Origin of the sequence: Mesorhizobium sp. CA6 (genome assembly GCF_020165035.1) — a bacterium.
Taxonomy (GTDB): Bacteria; Pseudomonadota; Alphaproteobacteria; order Rhizobiales; family Rhizobiaceae; genus Mesorhizobium.
The window spans coordinates 1-20028 of record NZ_JAIUHI010000003.1; the positions used below are offsets into that span (position 1 = coordinate 1).

The window sequence follows — 20028 nt, forward strand, 5'->3', positions numbered from 1 at the left end:
CGCGGACGGCACCAGCAAGGTGCTCACCGTCACCATCCACGGCACCAACGACGCGGCGGTGATCACCGGCACCAGCAGCGGTTCGGTGACCGAGGACGCCGTGCTGACCGTAAACGGTGCTCTGACCGTCAACGACCCTGACGCAGGCCAGAGTTCGTTCCAGGTGCACAACGGCAGCAATCCGATCGCGGGCACATACGGGTCATTGACCATCGATGCCACCGGCAACTGGGTCTATACGCTCAACAATGGGGCCGCCAACGTTCAGGCGCTGACCTCCGCGGACCATCCGCATGATCAGATTCATGTAACGTCGGTAGATGGCACGGACCACGTCATCGACATCACGGTGAACGGTGCCGACGAGCCAGTGACCAATCATGCGCCGACGGCACCCGTATTCGTCATGAGTACAGCCGCTTCAACCGATGGAAACACCATCGATCTCGGCCATTTCTTTTCCACTGATCCGGATGCTGGCGACAGCATTACTTACTCAGGAACGTTCAGCATATCGGGTGGCACATGGAATATAAACTCGACGTCTGGGGAACTGACCGCGACCGGCATTGGCCTAGGGTCTGACGCCAGTGGCACTCTCACGGTGACTGCAACAGACGCTCACGCAACAGCTACCTCCCAGACCTTTAACGTCTGGATCGGGCACAGCAACAGCGGGTCGGCGAACGATACAATGATTCTCAGCAGCACGAACCCGAACATCGCTGATGGTCGCGCCGGCGCCGACGGGCTGACAGGTTCCAGCGGCGTCGACTACATCTTCGGCGGAGGCGACAACGATACGATCAAGGGTCTTGGCGGCGCCGATTGGTTGAGCGGCGGAGCCGGGGATGATCATTTCCGGTTCGAGGCGGTGAGCGAGTCAACCCGTGCGGCCTTCGACACCATTCTCGATTTCCAGCACGGGACGGCGGCAACGGGTCACGACTTCATCGACTTTGCGAGCGCCCTTGGCCTAACGGCAACCGGCACGGTCTCGGGTGGAAATCTGGCCGCTCATACCGTTGCCTGGCAGAGCGACGGGAGTGGCAACACGGTCGTTTATGCCAATACCGGAACCTCGGCCGAGAGTGTGGCGGGCGGAGCCCACATCATTGAAATCCATCTGATGGGGGTATCCACGCTCACTGCCAACGACTTCAACCTGAGCGCCTGACAACCATGAAAAGTGACAGAGGGCGGCAGATAAGATGATGCAAGGCCTCTCTCCCCTAAAGCTTGCTCTCTCCCGCTGCCGCGGCGGTTTCGCCGCGGTGGCGGGGTTCAGCTTCGTCATCAACCTGCTCGTGCTCTCGACCTCGATCTACATGCTGCAGGTCTATGATCGCGTGCTGACGGGACGCAGCGTGGAAACGCTCGTCTATCTGACGCTGATTACGACGGCGGCGCTGGCTGCAATGGGCGCGCTCGAATTCTTCCGCTCCCGGTTGCTGGTGCAGCTCGGCACCTGGATCGACCGCATGCTGTCGCCGCAGGTGCTGGGCCGCGGGCTTGAGAACGCGTTGCGCGGCTCCTCCTACCGCACCGAGGCGCTGCGCGACCTCGCCACGTTGCGCGGCTATCTTGGCGGCGGCGGCATCATGGCGCTGTTCGACGCGCCATGGATGCCGCTCTATCTCGGCTTCGTCTTCCTGCTGCATCCCCTGCTCGGACTTCTGGCGCTGGGCGGTGCGATCATCTTGTTCGGCCTCGCCCTTGCCAACAACGCGCTGACGGCCAACACGCTCAAGCAGGCCAACGCCGCTTCCGCGCGCGCCTACCAAGCGGCGGATGCCGGTTTCCGCAATGCCGAAGTCATCGACGGGATGGGCATGGGCGGGGTGCTCGCCCGGCGTTGGGACGCGGCCAATGCGTCCGTGCTCGCGCTGCAGACAACTGCCAGCGACTGGGCCGGCCTGATCAATGCATTCACCAAGCCATTCCGGATGTTCCTGCAGGTCGCGGTGCTGGGGCTCGGCGCCTGGCTGTCGCTGCGCCACGAAGTCTCGCCCGGCGCCATGATCGCGGCGTCAATCATCATGTCGCGCGCGCTCGCGCCGGTCGAGCAGGCTATCGCCACCTGGAAGCAGACCACCGCGGCGCGCGAGGCCTGGCGCCGGCTGGACCGGCTGTTCGAGACTCCGTCGCTGCGCCCGCCGGGGATGGAATTGCCGCGTCCCCAGGGGCAGCTCTCGGTCGACGCCGTCACATATATGCCGGCTGGCGCAAAGGAGCCCGTGCTCAGGAACCTCTCCTTCGCCGTGCCGCCGGGCCAGGTGCTTGCGGTGATCGGGCCGTCGGCCGCCGGCAAGTCGACGCTTGCCCGCCTGATCGTCGGCATGCTTTCGCCGCAGCAGGGGCGGGTTCGGCTCGACAGTGTCGACGTGTTTGCCTGGAACCGCGCCGATTTCGGCTCCTATGTAGGCTATCTCCCCCAGGACGTCGAACTCTTTCCCGGAACCGTCCGCGAGAACATCGCCCGCATGGAGCAAGGCGATCCGGCCGAGATCGTGGCCGCCGCCCGGATGGCGGGCGTGCACGAGATGATCCTCAGGCTCCCAAATGGCTATGATACCGAGATAGGCGAGCAGGGTTCGGTGCTCTCCGGGGGGCAGCGCCAGCGCATAGGGCTTGCCAGGGCGCTCTATCGCCGTCCGGCGCTGCTGGTGCTGGACGAGCCGAACTCCAATCTCGATGCCGTCGGCGAGGAAGCCCTGAACCAGGCGATTGCCGCGATGAAGGAGGCAGGTTCGACCGTGGTGATCGTCGCCCATCGCCCGTCGCTGATGGTGAACGTCGACTGCGTCCTGGTGCTAAACGAAGGCCAGTCGCAGATGTTCGGCCCGCGCGACGGCGTGCTTGCGCAACTGCGCCGTCCCGAGCAGCAGTCCGCCTCGCCGCAGGTTCGGGTCGTGAGCTCCGAAAGGACCGGATCGTGACGGAAGCTACCTTGTCGTTGGAAATGCCGCCGCCACCGCCCGCCTGGCCGGCGGTGAGCGCCCATGTCTTCGGCGGCCTGGCCGTCATCGGCCTGCTGTTCGGCGGCTTCGGCCTCTGGGCAGCCACCGCGCCGCTGACGAGCGCGGCGGTCGCGCCCGGGGTGGTGAAGGTCGACAGCAACCGCAAGACCGTACAGCACCTGGAAGGCGGCATCATCCGGGAAATCCTGGTCCGGGAAGGAGACCAGGTCAGGCAGGGCCAGATACTGGTCCGCCTCGACGGGCTCGACGCGGAATCCGACCGCGATGCCGTGCGCGGTGAACTCGATGCGGCGCTCGCCGGCGAAGCCCGCCTGATCGCGCAGCGCGACGGCCTGAGCACGATTCCATTCCCGGCAGACCTGTCGGCCCGGCGAAGCGAACCGACCGTCGCCGAGGCCCTTGCCGGTCAGGAGCGCATTTTCCGCGACCAGGCCAAGGTTCAGGCTTCGGAGGTCGAGGTCTGGCAGCAGCGGATCGCCCAGTATCATGCCCAGATGTCGGCCCTCGCTGCGAGAGTTGCGGCCTTCGAGATCCAGTTGCCGTCTCTGCGGGAAGAGTTGGCCGACGCCCGCACGCTTCTCAAGAAAGGCTATGGGGTGAAGTCCCGCGTGCTCCAGCTCGAACGGCAGATCATCGCAGCACAAGGCGAGGCTGAGTCGAACCGTGGGAACATAGAAAGCTTGCGGCAGCAGATCGCCGAGGCCAATGCGCAGATCGACAATGGCCGGCTTTCGTACATCAAGAAGGCGGCTGAGGACCTTCGTGACGTCCAGACCAAACGCTCCGAGCTCGAAAAGGCGCTTCAGAAGACCGACGCGCGCGCGGCGCGCCGCGATGTCGTTGCGCCGGAAGATGGGGCGGTGATGAACCTTCGATATTTCACGCCGGGCGGAGTTGTACCTCCCGGCGGGATTATTCTCGATCTCGTTCCCGATCAGGACAAGATGGTGCTGGACGTCAAGCTTCAGCCCCTGGATATCGATATCGTTCGCCCCGGTCTGCCGGCGACGGTGCGGCTGGTCGCCTATAAGCAGAGAACCACGCCCACGGTGAAGGGCGCCCTTACCCGTGTTTCGGCCGACGCAGAGATCGACGAGCGCAGCGGCGCGACTTTTTTCCGGGGGACCGTCGAGGTGGGCGCCGATGAGCTTAAGAAGCTTCCGCAAGTGAAGCTATATCCGGGAATGCCGGTGGAGGTCTCCGTTGTTACAGGCAAGCGAACCATGCTCGAGTATCTCTTCCAGCCGGTCGCCGACAGTTTTGCTCACGCCTTCAGAGAGGAGTGAGAAAGGCGGCCAACCTCCCTTGGCCGCAACACAGGGTTGGGCGCGATAGCGCAGCAGTTCATTCATTGGGGGCGGTTGCGATCCACCCCAGTCGATTGCCGCATTGCACAATTCCGCCCGGCCTGCACAATAGGCGCATGTCCGCCGGTTCGTTGACCATCCTTGTTATCGACGAGAACCGCATCCGTGCCTCGATCATCGAGGCCGGATTGCGGGACGCCGGCCATCGCCATGTCACGGTCGTCCATGACGTCGCCGGCATCGCCCGGCGCATCGCCGAGATCGAGCCGGACGTCATCGTCATCGATCTCGAAAATCCCAACCGCGACATGCTGGAGAACATGTTCCAGCTGTCGCGCGTGGTGAAGCGGCCGATCGCGATGTTCGTCGACCGCTCCGACCAGGCCTCGATCGAAGCAGCCGTCGATGCCGGCGTGTCCGCCTATGTGGTCGACGGGCTGAAGAAGGAGCGCATCAAGCCGATCCTCGACATGGCGATCAGTCGCTTCAATGCTTTCTCGCGCATGGCGCGCGAACTGGAGGAGGCGCGCAGCGAGCTCGAGAACCGCAAGGTCATCGACCGGGCCAAGGGTATATTGATGAAGTCGCGGGGCTTAAGCGAGGAGGCGGCCTATGCGCTGCTGCGCAAGACCGCGATGAACCAGAACCGCAAGATCGCCGACATCGCCCAGAGCCTGGTGACGGCGGCGGGATTGCTGGGACCGCTGGAGGGCGAATGAGCATGTCGGCAGCGCATCAGATCACCGCCGGCTTCATGCCGCTCTTCGACAGCGCCGTCCTGGTCGCAGCCGGCGAGATGGGCTTTGCCGCGCTCGAGGGCATCGAGCTCAAGCTGCATCGCGAGACCTCCTGGGCCAATATCCGCGACCGCATCGCCATCGGCCACTTCGATGTCGCCCATATGCTCGGGCCGATGCCGCTCGCCTGCAGCCTCGGCCTCACGCCGCTTGCTTCCGAGACCATCGTGCCGTTCTCGCTCGGGCTCGGCGGCAACTGCGTCACTGTTTCCAATGCGGTGTGGCAAGGCATGGCGGCGCATGGCGCAGCACCTGACCTCGATCCGGCGCGCGCCGGAGCAGCGCTCGGCGCACTGATCCGCGAGCGGGCGGCCGCCGGCCGCGAACCGCTGCGTTTCGCCGTCGTGCATCCGCATTCCGGGCACAATTACGAGCTGCGCTACTGGCTCGCCGCCTGCGGCGTCGATCCCGACCGCGACATCGAGATTGTCATCGTGCCGCCGCCCTTCATGGCCGATGCATTGGCCGCCGGCCGCATCGACGGCTATTGCGTCGGCGAGCCCTGGAACAGCGCCGCCGTCGCGGCGGGCACCGGCCACATCGTCACCGTGAAGGCGCTGCTGTGGCGCAACAGCCCGGAAAAGGTGATCGGGGTGCGCAAGATGTGGGCCGAACAGAACCCAGACGCGCTGGCGGCGCTGCTGAGGGCGCTGCATCATTCCGCCCGCTGGTGTCAGGACCCGGCACACCGCGGTGAGCTGGCGGCGCTGATGGCGCGGCCCGACTTTCTTGGCCAGCCGGAGGCGATCCAGATGCCGGCCCTGACCGGGCAGCTTCAACTTGGCGGGGGCGCGGCACGGCGCGTCGAGGATTTCTTCTTGCCCTTCGACAAGGCGGCCAACTTTCCCTGGAAGAGCCATGCGCTCTGGTTCTACACGCAGATGGTGCGTTGGGGGCAGTTGCCGCATACGCCGCAAAACCTCGCCATCGCCCGCGACTGCTATCGGCCCGATCTCTACCGCGCGGCATTGAGGCCGCTTGGCGTCGCCTTGCCCGGTGCCAATGCCAAGGTGGAGGGCGCGCTGAGGATGGCAACGCCGGTCGGCTCCGCGGGAGCAAGCCTGGTCCTTGGCCCCGACGGATTTTTCGACGGCCAGATCTTCGATCCGGACCGGATAGACGCCTATATTGCCGGCCAGCGGCGCGCCTGATCATTTGCGCGCCATTCTTGTGCATTGCACAAAATTTATGCGCAATGCCTGTGCCATTGATCAATGTTTGATCGCGCCGCCGCTCGGTCCGGTCGAAGGGCAAAGCTCCCACGTCATTGATTTTCCTTGAAATTCCGCTTCCGAACGAAACTGGCACGCTTCGTGCTTTGAAGTGATCGAGCCCGTTCGCGGGCAATGGAACAGGCGTCCAATGGCGGGCGCCACAGGCAAAGCTGCCGCTCAGGTCAATGCGCGATCCCGGATGTACGGACGCGCGAGGCCTGGACGGCGGCTTTTTTCGTTTTGGACCGGAGACGACGATGACCAAGCGGATCGCAACGACATTGCTCAAGGATTTCACCCGTCGCGATTTCCTGGCGAGCAGCGCGCTGACCGCGGCTCTCTTCACTGCCGCGCTCCTGCTCTTTCCCGCCAATCACCAAACCGAAGGCAAAAGCCCGCAGGTGACCGCGCAAGTCCCGGTCTCGCCCCGCTGACTGATGCCGCGCCTCTGATCAACACAACGCGCGGCGCCTCCCACGCCGCAAACCGGAGCCCAAGATGACCGCAAACCTCCCAGCCGCGCCCAGCCAGGACAGTGCTTCAAGGCAGGCGCTCGTGATGTCCACCATCGCCTTCACCGTGTGCTTTGCGGTGTGGACGATCTTTTCCATCATCGGCGTGCGTATCAAGCAGGAGCTCGGCCTGAACGAGACCGAGTTCGGCCTGCTCGTCGGCACGCCGATCCTGACGGGCTCGCTCGTGCGCATGGTGCTCGGTGTCTGGACAGACCGCTATGGCGGACGCCTGGTCTACACAGCGACCATGCTCGCCGCGGCGATCGCGACCTTCCTGCTCGCTTTTGCGCATACCTATGAGCAGATGCTGTTGGCCGCTCTCGGCGTCGGCCTTGCCGGCGGCTCCTTTGCCGTCGGCGTCGCCTATGTCTCGCGCTTCTTCCCGGCCGGAAAACAAGGCACTGCGCTCGGCATTTTCGGCGTCGGCAATGTCGGCGCCGCTGTCACCAAGTTCCTGGCGCCCTTCGTGCTGCTCGCCTGGGGCTGGCAGTCGGTGGCGTTGATCTGGGCCGCGGCGCTGGTCGTCATGGCCGTCATCTTCTGGTTCACCACCGGCGACGATCCGGTCATCCGCGAGCGCCGCGCCGGCAAGGCGATGCCCGCAAGAAGCTTCTGGCAGGAATTCGCGCCGCTGAAGAACCTGCGGGTCTGGCGCTTCGCGTTCTACTATTTCTTCTCCTTCGGCGCGTTCGTGGCGCTGTCGCTCTGGCTGCCGCGCTACCTGATCGGCGTCTACGGTTTCGGCATCGCCACCGCCGGCATGATCGGCGCCGCCTATTCGATCCCCGCCAGCATCTTCCGCGCCTATGGCGGCGTGCTTTCCGACCGCATCGGCGCCCGCACCGTGCTCTACTGGACCTTCAGCGTCTGTGCCGTCGCGACACTCGTTCTGTCTCTCCCCTCGGCAGACTATGTCGTGCGCGGCATCAGCGGGCCGATCCCCTTCCATTTCGAGATCGGCCCGCTCGCCTTCATCGGCGTCGCCTGCGTGCTCGGCTTCTTCATGAGCCTCGGCAAGGCGGCCGTCTACAAGCACATCCCCGCCTATTATCCGCAGAGCGTAGGCGCGGTCGGCGGCGTGGTCGGCATGATCGGCGGGCTCGGCGGCTTCATCCTGCCGATCGCCTTCGGCGCGCTGAACGATCTCACCGGGGTCTGGTCGAGCTGCTTCATGCTGCTCTTCCTCATCGTCGTCTCCTGCCTGGTCTGGATGCACGTCACCATCCGCCGGATGGAGCGCGCCGCCGCCGTCAACAACGCATCCCTTTCCTACGCCGCCGAATAGATCGGAGCAGAGCGACATGACCGAGAAACTCGTCATCATCGGCAACGGCATGGCGCCGGGCAGGATGCTGGAGCACCTGCTGGAAGCCGCGCCCGACCGCTACGCCGTGACCATCTTCAACGCCGAACCGCGCGTGAACTACGACCGCATCATGCTGTCGCCGGTGCTTTCGGGCGAGAAGGCGTTCGAGGAAATCGTCATCCATGGCGACGGCTGGTACATCAAGCACGGCATCACCCTCTACAAGGGTCACCGGATCGTCGCCATCGACAGGGAGGCCAAGACCGTCACCTCAGACCACGGCGTCGCCGAGAGCTACGACAGGCTGGTCATCGCCACCGGCTCGGTTCCCTTCATCATTCCGGTTCCGGGCAAGGAATTGCCCGGCGTGCTCAGCTACCGCGATCTCGACGACGTCAACGCCATGCTGCTTGCCGCGCAGTCGCGCGCCAAAGCGGTCGTCATCGGCGGCGGCCTGCTCGGCCTCGAAGCCGCGGCCGGTCTGAAAGAGCGCGGCATGGACGTCACCGTGCTGCACGTCATGCCGACGCTGATGGAACGCCAGCTCGATCCCGCCGCCGGCTACCTTTTGCAGAAAGCCGTCGAGGCGCGCGGCATCAAGGTCATGACCAAGGCCAACACCAAGGCCATTGTCGGCAACGGCAAGGTCGAGGGTGTCGAGCTTATGGACGGCACGATCATTCCGGCGACGCTGGTGGTGATGGCGGTCGGCATCCGGCCGAGCACCGCTTTAGCCAAGGAGGCTGGGCTCGAGGTCAATCGCGGCATCGTCGTCGACGACCGCATGCGGACTTCCGACCCCGCCATCATGGCGCTCGGCGAATGCGCCGAAGTCGGCGGCCATGTTTACGGGCTGGTCGCGCCTCTCTACGAGATGGCACGGGTGGCGGCAGCCAAACTGACGGACAGTGAGGACAGGCACTTCGTCCACTCCGATACGCCGACCAAGCTCAAGGTCACCGGCATCGACCTTTATTCGCTGGGCGACTTCGCCGACGGCGACGACCGCGAGGAGATCATCCTGCGCGACGCGTCGGCCGGCATCTACAAACGTGTGGTGCTGCAGGACAACCGCATCATCGGCACCGTCTTGTTCGGCGAGACGGCCGACGGCGCGTGGTTCAACGACCTCAAGAAGAAGGCGACCGACATATCGGAGATGCGCGACACGCTGATCTTCGGCCAGGCGTTCCAGGGAGGCGTTTCCTCGGACCCTTTGGCGGCCGTTGCGGCACTGGCGGATGATGCGGAAATCTGCGGCTGCAACGGCGTCTGCAAGGGCAAGATCACCGGCGCGATCACGGCCAAGGGGCTGACCGGCCTCGACGACGTGCGCGCCCACACCAAGGCCTCGGCCTCGTGCGGCTCGTGCACGGGTCTCGTCGAGCAACTGCTGAAACTCACGCTGGGCGAGGCTTACAATCCGGCGGCGGTGCAGCCCATGTGCGGCTGCACGAGCCTCGGCCATGACGATGTGCGGCGTCTGATCAAGGCAAAGGGCCTGAAGACGATCCCCGCTGTCATGCAGGAGCTGGAGTGGAAGACCTCCTGCGGCTGCGCCAAGTGCCGGCCGGCGCTCAACTACTATCTCGTCTGCGACTGGCCGGATCAATATGCCGACGACTACCAGTCGCGCTTCATCAACGAGCGCGTGCACGCCAACATCCAGAAGGACGGCACCTATTCAGTGGTGCCGCGCATGTGGGGCGGCGTCACCAGCGCCGGCGAATTGCGCGCCATCGCCGACGTGGTCGACAAGTTCGATATCCCGATGGTCAAGGTGACGGGCGGCCAGCGCATCGACATGCTCGGCATCCGCAAGGAAGACCTGCCGGCGGTATGGGCCGATCTCGGCAAGGCGGGCTTCGTCTCCGGACATGCTTATGCTAAGGGCCTGCGCACGGTGAAGACCTGCGTCGGCTCGGACTGGTGCCGCTTCGGCACGCAGGATTCGACCGGGCTCGGCATCCGTATCGAGAAGTTCATGTGGGGTTCCTGGACGCCGGCCAAGGTGAAGATGGCGGTGTCGGGATGCCCGCGCAACTGCGCGGAAGCGACCTGCAAGGATGTCGGCGTGGTGTGCGTCGACTCTGGCTACGAGATCCACTTCGCGGGCGCCGCCGGCCTCGACATCAAGGGCACGGAAGTGCTGGGGCTGGTGAAGACCGAGGACGAGGCGCTGGAGGCGATCGTGGCGCTCGTCCAGATGTACCGCGAGCAGGCCCGCTATCTGGAGCGCATCTACAAATGGGCCAAGCGGATCGGCACCGCCGAGATCAAGAAGCAGATCCTGGACGATGCCGAGCGCCGCAGGACGCTCTTCGACCGCTTCGTCTTCAGCCAAAAATTCGCGCAGGTCGATCCGTGGTCGGAGCGCGTCTCCGGCAAGGACAAGCATGAGTTCAGGCCGATGGCGTCGGTCGGGTTCGCGGAGGCGGCGGAGTGACCAATATGAACTGGATCGCCATCGGCTCCATCACCGATATTCCGCCGCGCGGTGCGCGTTGCGTTGCGACACCGCAAGGCAAGGTCGCCGTCTTTCGCACGGCAGACGACAAGGTGTTTGCCATCGACGACCACTGCCCGCACAAGGGCGGGCCGCTCAGCCAGGGCATCGTCCATGGCGCTGCCGTGACTTGCCCGCTGCACAATTGGGTGATCTCGCTGGAGACAGGCAAGGCGCTTGGTGCCGACGAAGGCTCGGTCCGGACTATCCCGGTCAAGGTCGAGGGCGAACGGTTGTTCATCGCGCTCGAAGCGCTGTCCTCGAAAGCGGCCTGAGGCATGCAAGAAGCACGCGAGGTGAGGACCACCTGCCCCTATTGCGGGGTGGGCTGCGGCGTGCTCGCCGAGGTCGCCGCGGACGGCACGACGACCGTCCGCGGCGACCCCGATCATCCGGCCAATTTCGGCAAGCTCTGCTCGAAGGGTTCGGCTCTCGGCGAGACGCTCGGCCTCGAAGGCCGCTTGCTGCAGCCGGAAATCGGCGGCAGGCCGGCGAGCTGGGACGAAGCGCTCGACCTTGTGGCCGCGAAATTCTCGCAGGCTGTAGCCGAGCACGGCCCGGACTCTGTCGCCTTCTATGTCTCCGGCCAGTTGCTCACCGAGGACTATTACGTCGCCAACAAGCTGATGAAGGGCTTCATCGGCTCGGCCAATATCGACACCAATTCACGGCTCTGCATGGCGTCGTCCGTCGCCGGTCATCGCCGCGCTTTCGGCGAGGACCTCGTTCCCGGTGTCTATGAGGATTTCGAGTGCGCCGACCTCATCGTGCTCACCGGCTCCAACACCGCATGGTGCCATCCGGTGCTCTATCAGCGCATGCTCGCGGCGCGAAAGGAACGCGGAACCAGGATCGTCGTCATCGACCCGCGCCGCACCGCAACCGCCGACGAATGCGACCTGCATTTGGCGCTCGATCCGGGCACGGATGTGCTGCTGTTCAACGGGCTGCTTGCGCATCTCATGCAGGCCGGAAAGATCGATGCCGATTTCATCCGCGAGAGTACCTCGGGCTTTGATGCCGCAGCTTCCTTGGCCGGTGCCGATGCGCCGTCGGTCGCGCGCGTGGCAAAGGGCTGCGGGCTGGCGGCAGCCGACGTCCAGGCCTTCTATGATCTCTTCGTCGAGACCGAGCGAGCGGTGACCGTCTACAGCCAAGGCGTCAACCAGTCGGCGCACGGGACCGACAAGGTCAACGCCATAATCAACTGCCATCTCGCCACCGGCCGCATCGGCAGGCCCGGCATGGGGCCGTTCTCGGTCACCGGGCAGCCGAACGCCATGGGTGGGCGCGAGGTCGGAGGGCTGGCCAACCAGCTCGCCGCGCACATGGACTTCGGGGACGAGGCCAATATCGACCGGGTTTCCCGCTTCTGGAATGCGCCAAACGCCGCGCGGCGCGGCGGCTTGAAAGCCGTGGACATGTTCCAGGCGGTCGCGGACGGCCGCGTCAAGGCCTTGTGGGTCATGGGCACCAATCCCGCAGTCTCGATGCCCGACGCTTCGCGTGTGCGCGCTGCGTTGTCCAAATGCGATTTCGTCGCCGTCTCGGATGTGACCCGCACCGACACCACGCGCTATGCCGACGTGCTGCTGCCGGCCGCCGCCTGGGGTGAGAAGGACGGTACGGTCACCAATTCGGAACGGCGCCTCTCGCGCCAGCGGCCGTTCCTGCCGCCGCCCGGCGAGGCGAAAGCCGACTGGCGTATCATCTGCGAGGTCGCCGCGCGCATGGGCTTTGGCGAGGCCTTCGCCTACCGGACGCCGGCCGCGATCTTCCGCGAGCATGCAGCACTCTCCGCCTTTGAGAACGACGGCAAGCGTCTGTTCGACCTTGGCGGCGTGGCTGATCTCAGCGATGAAGATTATTCCGCCTTCGTGCCGCGCCATTGGCCCGCGTCGGAGCGAGGCGGCCACCAGATGAGATTGTTCGCCGACGGCCGTTTCGCGACACAAGACGGCCGCGCGCGTTTCGTGCCGGTGCGGCAGGAGGCGACGGCCTTCACGGTCGACGCGGACTATCCGCTTGCCCTGAACACCGGCCGGCTGCGCGACCAGTGGCACACCATGACGCGCACCGGAAACGTGCCGCGTTTGATGGCGAATGCGCCGGAGCCCGCGGTCGATCTTAATCCGGCGGACGCGGCCGCGCATCAGCTCAAGGATGGCGATCTCGCTCATCTTTCAACCCGCTTCGGCTTTGTCCGCGCCAGGGTGCGCGTGGCCGACGCGCAGCGGCGCGGCCAAGCCTTCATGCCCATGCATTGGAGCGGCCAGTTCGCGGCCAGGGCAGCAGCCGGCCTCTTGTCCTCACCGGTCACCGATCCGCATTCCGGCCAGCCGGAGCTCAAGCATGTCCCCGCCAGGATCGCGCGGGAAGAGGCTGGCTGGGCGGGTGTGCTCATCACGCGGCGCGATCTCAGGCCGACCGGTTTCGTCCATTGGAGCCGGCATGCTGTCGAGGGCGGATGGGTTTACGAGCTCACCGGAACCGAGCCGCCGGACCAGGGCATTCTCCTGGCGCGCAAGCTGCTCGGCGCGCAGCGACGGGATCAGCTCCTGGAATACACCGACCGTCGCGGGCTCGCCTATCGTGCCGCTGCGATCGACGAAGGCGGCGCCATGGCCGAAGCCCTGCTGGTCGCCGCTCCGGACCAGTTGCCCATGCGGGACTGGCTGGTGTCGTTGCTCGCCACGCGCCAGCCGCTCTCGGCTACAGACCGGCACGCGCTTCTGTCCGGTCGCTCGCCGGTGCCCGTGCCTGCGATCGGGCGCGTCGTGTGCGCCTGCTTCCATGTCGGCGCCAACCAGCTCGCTTCGGCGGTCGCCTCGGGATGCGACAGCCTCGAAGCGATCGGCTCGACGCTGCGCGCGGGCACCAATTGCGGCTCATGCCGCTCGGAGATCAGGGCGATCATCGACGCCCGCCGTGTGCAGGCAGCCGAGTAATTCATGCGTGTCGCCGTCGCCGGCTTCGAAACGTTCTACTCCGGGTCTTTCTGCACTGGTCCCGCATAAGGCTACAGCGCGGTTTCGGCTCAGACGCCCGCGATCGCCAAGAGCCAGGCCAGAATGTCGAGCAGCAGAAAGAGCAGCGCGATCTGCAGAGCCACGCGCAGGCGCTGGATAATTCGCTAGTTCGCGGCCATGTCCGCCTTGATGCGAAGAGCAAGGGCGCGGTGCATCGCCGACATCGATGCAGGCCCGTCGCCATCGACATATTGATGCAACAGTTCTTCCGGATCGAAGCGGAATGAGTATTGGTGATAAGGCCAAAGCATGAAGACGATAAGCCCGCCGATGCTGAACAGCAGGGACACCGCAATCCATTCCCAAAGCCCGAGCCCGTCGGAAAGGGCCGCGCCGCCGAGCAGCGAATTCGCGAATGCTGTGGCGAAGATCAGGCTCCCGGCGCGGGTGCTCATGTTCTCCACCACGGTCTGCTGATGGGTGAGACCTCTCACCGCCTCCTGGTAGATGAACGCAAGACGAGGGTCATCGTCGGCGGGACTGTTTGCAGCAGCACGCGAACGCTCGGCCATAAGGGGTGCCTCTCCGATGCGACAGGGATGAGCCGCTTATTTTGTGCATGTCGTTGCCGCAAAACCGCTGCACACTTTTGCGCGACATGCCTTAGCTCAAATACTACCGATCCTCGATGATCCTCAAATACGCCGCCGTCACGAACAGCACGATGAAACCGAACAGGATGCGGCGGCCGCCTTCGGGCATCTGCAGGATGGTGAGCAGCGTCGTCAGCACCGTCAGGATCAGCGCGCCGACGATGGTGCCGGTGTAGCCGCCGCGGCCGCCGAAGATCGAGGTGCCGCCGATGACGGCCGCCGCCACCGAAGGCAGCACCAGCGGCTCGGCGAGCGACAGCGAGGGCGCCTTGATCAGGCCGATATAGAGCAGGCCGGTGATGCCGGCGAGCAGGCTGGAGAGGACATAGAGCGCGGTGATCACCTGCCAGTAGCGGACGCCTGACAGGCGCGCGGCGCGTTCGTTGTCGCCGACGGCATAGAGCAGGCGGCCGAATCCGGTGCGGTTCAGCATGAAGACGATCAGCACCGCCACCGGCACGAACAGGAAGAGCGCGTTGGGAAAGCCGTAGGTGAGGCCGGTGCCCAACCAGTTGAGGAAATCCGGGATTTTCGCGCCGGACGCGATGACGGTGCGCTGGTAGACCTGCAGGAAGCCGGTGCCGATCAGGCTGGTGCCGAGCGTCATGATCAGCGGATGCACCCGAAACACGCCGACGCCGATGCCGTTGACGAAGCCGATCAGCACGGCGGGCAGCATGGCCAGCAGGAAAGCCACCGCGGGATCCTGGTTGACGATTTGCGTCGCCATGATGAAGGCGCTCATCGTCGCCACGGTGCCGACCGAAAGGTCGATGCCGCCGGTCAGCATGGTCATGGTCTGGCAGCCGGCGAGGATCGCCAGCGGGATGGCGAATTTCGCCGTGTTGGCGATCCAGCGCTCGTTGACGATGCCCGGACGCAGGACCTGCAGGATCGCCACGAGGATGATCAAAAGGATGATCAGCGGGATGAGCGGCCGGTCCGCCATGAAGCGCTTCAAGCGGCGCCCGAACGAGACCGGCTGGGGCATGGTCGCGATGTCGGTCATGGCGTTGCTCCTACCGGACGGCCGCGGATGGTGATGAAGGCGCCGAACATCACGACCGCGACCATGATCGCGCCTTCGATGATGGCGGTCACGTTCGGATCGATGGCCAGAAGCGTCAGATCGGTGCGCACCAGCCGCAGCACGAAGACGGCGATGATCGGCCCGAGCAGGCCGCCCTTGCCGCCGCCGAGCGCGACGCCGCCCAGCACGACGGCGGCGACGCTGGCGAGCAGATAAGGCCCGGGAATGGGCGCGCCGATGCCGGTGCTGATGGTGAGAGACAATCCGCCCATCGCGGCGAACAGGCCGGAGAGCGCATAGGCGACGATCCTGGTGCGCGCCACCGGCACGCCGCTGCGAAAGGCGGCGAGCTCATCGCTGCCGATGGCATAGATGGAGAGGCCAAGCCGCGAGCGCCTAAGCGGAATCCACACGATGCAGAGGCAGACGACGAGCAGCACCAGGGCTTTCGGAACCCAGGCGTCGGCCCAGTCCGGCAGGCCGGGGATGGGCGCGGTGCCGATGACGCTTGCCTTCAGCCACTCGGCGGCGGCGCCGCCGGGAGCACCAAGCACCAGCAGCGCCGCGCCCTGCAGCACGAACAGCATGGCCAAGGTGACGACGATGTCGGGCACCCGCGTGACGACGATAAGCACGCCGTTCAGCGCGCCGAGCACCAGCCCCATGGCCAGCACGAAGGGCACGACGAACAATGCATATTCCTCGCCGGCGCCGTTCATCATCGAGGCAGCGGTCACGCTTGTCAGCGCCATCATGGCGGCGACCGACAGATCGATGCCGCCGGCGATGACGACGACGGTCTGGGCCGCGACGGCAAAGGCGTAAGGCAGAACCGCCCGCGCCAGCGAACCGAAGTCGCCGCTGCCATAGCTCGGCTGGATCAGCTTGGTGACGACGAAGACAAAGATCAGCAGGGCGAACAGGCCTGCCACCCAGCCTTGGTTGCGCAAGAAGCGGCTCATGACGCGGCCTCGGCGCTGGAACCAGGTTTGACCTCGGCAAGGATGCCGACATCCGCCCTGGCGCCGCGCGGCAGGCCGTAGGCGGCCCGCATCAAAGCCGCTTCGTCGGCGTCTTCGACCGGGAAAGTGTCGACGACGCGGCCGCCGAAGATGACGATGACGCGGTCGCAGACACGCTGCACCTCTTCCATCTCGGATGTGTAGAACAGCACCGACTTACCCTGGCCGGCGAGCTCGCGCAGCAGCTTGTAGATCTCCTGCTTGGTGCCGACATCGATGCCGCGCGTCGCGTCGAAGCAAAGGATGGTGCGGGCGTTGGCGGCGATCCAGCGAGCGATGGTCACCTTCTGCTGGTTGCCACCGGACAGGCGCTGCACTTCGCCCTGGGCGCGGGTGTCGATCTGCAACCTGCCGATGGCGCCGGAAACCACCACCTGCTCGCGGCGCATGCGGATCGGGCCCCATTTACGCGGCGCCGCGCTGAAGGGCAGCGCAATGTTCTCGCGCACCGAACGCTGCATGGCCAAGGCCTCGGCGCGGTCGCCCGGCACATAGGCGATGCCGGCCTGGATGGCGTCGCTCGGATGCGAAAATTTGACGGGCGCGCCGTCGACTTCGATGCTGCCGCCGGTCGGACGGATCGAGCCGGCAAGCGCGGCGAAGAGCTCGTCCTGGCCCTGACCTTCGAGTGCAAAGACGCCGGCGACCTCGCCATTGGCGAGATCGAAGGAGACGTCGTTGAGCTTGGTGCCTAGCTGCAGGTTGCGGACCGACAATCGCGGACAACCGTCGCCGGCAACCGCCCCTTCATTCGCCGCGCGCGCGGCGACGCGCGTCTTCTCGATGCGGGTGCCGAGCATCATCTCGACTATTCTTTCCTCGATGCCCGGCTCGATGTCGACGACCCCGACGGTTGCGCCGTCGCGCAGCACGGTGGCGCGGTCGCAGAGCGCGGAGATCTCGACGAAACGGTGCGAGATGAAGATGACGGAGCGGCCGGCGTCGCCCTGGCGGCGCACGACTTCCAGCACTTTCTCAGCGAGGTTCGCCGGTAGTGCGGCGGTCATCTCGTCGAGAAGAAGCACGTCGGGCTCGACGGCGAGCGCGCGCGCCAAGTCAAGCACGCGCAGGATGGCCAAGGGGATATGACGCGCCGTCTCGCGGATATCGAGGTCGGGAATGCCGAGCTCGCGCACCCATGCACGGAACGGCTCGACCGGCGTGCCGGTGAGCCGCAGATTGGATAGGACATCGAGGTCGGGGATCAGCGAAGGTTCCTGGTAGACCGGCAGCAGGCCGGCGCGGCGGGCGGCGGCGGGCGAGCGGACATCGAGCTGCTGGCTGCGGATCAGGATGCGCCCGGCGTCCGCCTTGATCGCACCCGTCAGGATCTTCACCAGCGTCGACTTGCCGGCGCCATTGGCGCCCATCAGCGCATGCACCTCGCCCGGCAGCACGGACAGCGAGGCGTTACGCAGCGCGGCAACTGCACCATAGTTCTTCGCTACGCCGGTGGCGTCGAGGAGAGGGCTTTGCGGCAACGGGTTTGTTGTCAAATCGTGTGGTTCTCGTTCCAAAAACCGATGCAGGCCGCGGCTGACCTCCTCCTTCTCCCCTTGTGGGAGAAGGTGTCGCCGAAGGCGACGGATGAGGGGTGTTCCAGCGGAGTGGGACGTTGGCGTTCCTGGAACACCCCTCATCCGTCTCGGCGCTATCGCGCCGATCCACCTTCTCCCACAAGGGGAGAAGGCAGAAGGGCGTCTCGTCTCCTATTCGCCGGGGCCCTTGCAGGCGATGATCTGGTCCTTGGTGTAGGTCGTCCAGTCCGGGATCGAGATCGAGACCGGCCATTCGGGGCTGAGCGAGGGATCGACGACGCTCTTCAGCTTGGCCTTGCCTTCCTCCGTGGCGTTTTCCCAAAGCTGCGGTTCGACCAGAACGGTCTGCTGCGCCGGTTTTTTGCCGTCGAGGATCTGGAGCGCCAGCGTCACGCCGGCGCCGCCGATCGAGCCGGGATTGGTGACGGCCGCGCCCACCAGGCCCTTGACCGAGCTCAACTGGCCGACGAAGCCAGCATTGTCGGCGCCGACCACAGGCACCATCGGCGCCTGCTGCTCGACCAGCGCGTCGACGATGACGTTGTCGATGCCCGAGGTCCAGATGCCGTTGATCGGGGTGCCGGTGGCGAGAAAGGACAGGATCTGCTGCTTGGCCTGATCCTGCTGCCAGCCGGTGAAGACTTCCTGCGCGACCTTCACGTCGGGGAATTCGGCGAGCGCCTTCTTGAAGCCTTTGTCGCGGTCCGAGTCGGCCGAAGCGCCGGCGGCGCCGCGCATATAGAGCACCTCACCCTTGCCGCCCATCTGCTGGAACAGCCACTTGGCGCCGAGATAGGCATATTGTTCCTGGTTGTTGGAGATGATGTAGGCGGACGGCTCGGTCACCGCCTGGTCGACGGCGACGACGACGATGCCGGCCTTCGTCGCTTCCTCGAGACCGGCCTTGATGCCTGCCGGATCGGCCGGGTTGACGACGATGGCGTCGACCTTGGCGCTGATCAGGTTGCGGATGTCTTCCAACTGACCGGCAGCGTCGGTGTTGCGGTGGGCGATGTTGAGCTTCGCCACTTCGCCCGAAGCGAGCGCCTGCGCCTTCATCGCACAGATCATTTCCTCGCGCCAGCCATTGCCCTGCACAGTGTTGGAAATGCCGATCGTGTACTTGCCGGCGGCGGCCGAGGCGCCCGCCGAGGCAAGCAGCGCGGCGCCGGCAAGGAGCGAGGCCACGGTCAGATGTCTTTTCATTTCAGTACTCCTCCACATTGATCTTTTCAGTTCGGTTCCAGGCTCTGATTCAGTCGGAGCCAAGCTTTCGTCATTTGATGAAGGGGCGCAGCACGTCGCGGGCCAGCAGGAAGCCGCGCTTGACCTTTTCATCCGTCCCCTCGAAGCGCCGGTCCTCATGCTCGATGACGACCGGTCCGTCATAGCCGGCCCGGTAGAGGCCCGAAAAAATCCTGCTCCAGTCGATATCCCCAAGCCCCGGCATGCGCGGCACCTGCCAGCCTATGCCAGCGGAAAGGATTCCGCGCTCGTACAAACCATCATGATCAATCATCAGATCCTTGGCATGCACATGCAGCATGTTTGCGCCGAACTCGCGGATGAAGCGCTCCTTGTCGATCATCTGCCAGACGAGATGCGAGGGATCGAAGTTCATGCCGACATCGCCGCCCCAGGATTCCAGGATGCGGCGCCAGACATAGGGCGAGTAGGCGATGTTGTGCCCGCCCGGCCATTCGTCATAGCTGAAGATCATCGGGCAGTTCTCGAAGGCGAGTTTTACGCCATGCTCGCGGGCATGGGCGATGATCGCCGGCCAGATTTTCTGCGCATCTTCCCAGTTGGCGTCGATAGTCTTCGAAGCGTCACCGCCGCAGAAGGTGTTGACGAGCGGCACGCCCATGCGGCTGGCAAGCACGATCACCTTCTTCAGATGGTCGATCACTGCTTCGCGATGCGCTTGGTCGGGATGGAGCGGATTGGGATAGAAACCGAGACCTGAGATGGCCAGGCCCTTGCCGGCAAGCTCGGCCGCGATGTCCTTGGCCTCAGCGCCCGGGACGTCCACGTCGATATGGCTGGTGCCGGCGTAGCGGCGGCTGGCGCCGGAAGTCTTCGGCCAGCAGGCGATTTCCAGCGCCTCGAAGCCGGTAGAGCACGCCCAGTCGGCGACTTCGCCGAGCGGCGTGTCGGGGAATGGTGCTGTCAGCAGTCCAAGCTTCATGA

At 65.1% G+C, this 20028-nt stretch carries 16 protein-coding genes; 10 read left to right on the top strand and 6 right to left on the bottom strand.

What is annotated here, in order from left to right; all coding sequences use genetic code 11:
* The 10 genes from LB526_RS04460 to LB526_RS04505 all read left to right on the top strand — a co-directional run.
* Nucleotides 1-1177 (top strand): VCBS domain-containing protein (locus tag LB526_RS04460; RefSeq protein WP_224626427.1); only part of this gene is annotated, 1177 nt, incomplete at its 5' end.
* A gap of 37 nt (nucleotides 1178-1214) precedes the next feature.
* Entirely contained in the window at nucleotides 1215-2939 is a 1725-nt protein-coding gene (locus LB526_RS04465; protein WP_224626924.1) for a type I secretion system permease/ATPase, read from the top strand.
* Between the two features lie 11 nt (nucleotides 2940-2950).
* Complete coding sequence (locus LB526_RS04470) at nucleotides 2951-4267, top strand: HlyD family type I secretion periplasmic adaptor subunit (protein ID WP_224626429.1); 1317 nt, start codon at nucleotides 2951-2953, stop codon at nucleotides 4265-4267.
* A 137-nt stretch (nucleotides 4268-4404) separates the two neighbouring features.
* Nucleotides 4405-5007, top strand: coding sequence for an ANTAR domain-containing response regulator (locus tag LB526_RS04475; RefSeq protein ID WP_140727844.1), 603 nt, complete (start codon nucleotides 4405-4407; stop codon nucleotides 5005-5007).
* Between the two features lie 2 nt (nucleotides 5008-5009).
* Nucleotides 5010-6236: a CmpA/NrtA family ABC transporter substrate-binding protein gene (locus LB526_RS04480; RefSeq protein WP_224626926.1), complete on the top strand. Its 1227-nt coding sequence runs from the start codon at nucleotides 5010-5012 to the stop codon at nucleotides 6234-6236.
* Nucleotides 6237-6556: 320 nt separating this feature from the next.
* Nucleotides 6557-6733, top strand: a complete 177-nt coding sequence (locus tag LB526_RS04485) for a twin-arginine translocation signal domain-containing protein (protein ID WP_224626430.1) — start codon at nucleotides 6557-6559, stop codon at nucleotides 6731-6733.
* A gap of 64 nt (nucleotides 6734-6797) precedes the next feature.
* Nucleotides 6798-8099, top strand: a complete 1302-nt coding sequence (locus LB526_RS04490; protein ID WP_224626432.1) for an MFS transporter — start codon at nucleotides 6798-6800, stop codon at nucleotides 8097-8099.
* A gap of 16 nt (nucleotides 8100-8115) precedes the next feature.
* The gene (gene nirB / locus LB526_RS04495) at nucleotides 8116-10566 is read left to right on the top strand and encodes a nitrite reductase large subunit NirB (RefSeq protein WP_224626435.1); all 2451 of its coding nucleotides are present in this window, start codon (nucleotides 8116-8118) and stop codon (nucleotides 10564-10566) included.
* A gap of 5 nt (nucleotides 10567-10571) precedes the next feature.
* The gene (gene nirD / locus LB526_RS04500; protein ID WP_224524629.1) at nucleotides 10572-10901 is read left to right on the top strand and encodes a nitrite reductase small subunit NirD; all 330 of its coding nucleotides are present in this window, start codon (nucleotides 10572-10574) and stop codon (nucleotides 10899-10901) included.
* 3 nt (nucleotides 10902-10904) lie between these two features.
* Nucleotides 10905-13574 carry a nitrate reductase gene (locus LB526_RS04505; protein ID WP_224626438.1) on the top strand — a complete coding sequence of 890 codons (2670 nt, stop codon included), beginning with the start codon at nucleotides 10905-10907 and terminating at the stop codon, nucleotides 13572-13574.
* 185 nt (nucleotides 13575-13759) lie between these two features.
* Here the strand turns inward: LB526_RS04505 and LB526_RS04510 are convergent, their stop codons facing one another.
* From LB526_RS04510 to LB526_RS04535, 6 genes are all read right to left on the bottom strand, one after another.
* The gene (locus LB526_RS04510) at nucleotides 13760-14167 is read right to left on the bottom strand and encodes a hypothetical protein (protein ID WP_224626440.1); all 408 of its coding nucleotides are present in this window, start codon (nucleotides 14165-14167) and stop codon (nucleotides 13760-13762) included.
* A 103-nt stretch (nucleotides 14168-14270) separates the two neighbouring features.
* Nucleotides 14271-15257: an ABC transporter permease gene (locus LB526_RS04515; protein WP_140846303.1), complete on the bottom strand. Its 987-nt coding sequence runs from the start codon at nucleotides 15255-15257 to the stop codon at nucleotides 14271-14273.
* Nucleotides 15254-16240: an ABC transporter permease gene (locus LB526_RS04520; protein ID WP_224626442.1), complete on the bottom strand. Its 987-nt coding sequence runs from the start codon at nucleotides 16238-16240 to the stop codon at nucleotides 15254-15256. The genes LB526_RS04515 and LB526_RS04520 overlap by 4 nt, the downstream gene beginning before the upstream one ends.
* Nucleotides 16237-17781, bottom strand: a complete 1545-nt coding sequence (locus LB526_RS04525; protein WP_224626928.1) for a sugar ABC transporter ATP-binding protein — start codon at nucleotides 17779-17781, stop codon at nucleotides 16237-16239. The genes LB526_RS04520 and LB526_RS04525 overlap by 4 nt, the downstream gene beginning before the upstream one ends.
* A gap of 228 nt (nucleotides 17782-18009) precedes the next feature.
* Nucleotides 18010-19062, bottom strand: coding sequence for an ABC transporter substrate-binding protein (locus tag LB526_RS04530; protein ID WP_411967109.1), 1053 nt, complete (start codon nucleotides 19060-19062; stop codon nucleotides 18010-18012).
* Nucleotides 19063-19114: 52 nt separating this feature from the next.
* Nucleotides 19115-20026: a sugar phosphate isomerase/epimerase family protein gene (locus tag LB526_RS04535; protein WP_224626447.1), complete on the bottom strand. Its 912-nt coding sequence runs from the start codon at nucleotides 20024-20026 to the stop codon at nucleotides 19115-19117.
* Between the last annotated feature and the right edge of the window lie 2 nt (nucleotides 20027-20028).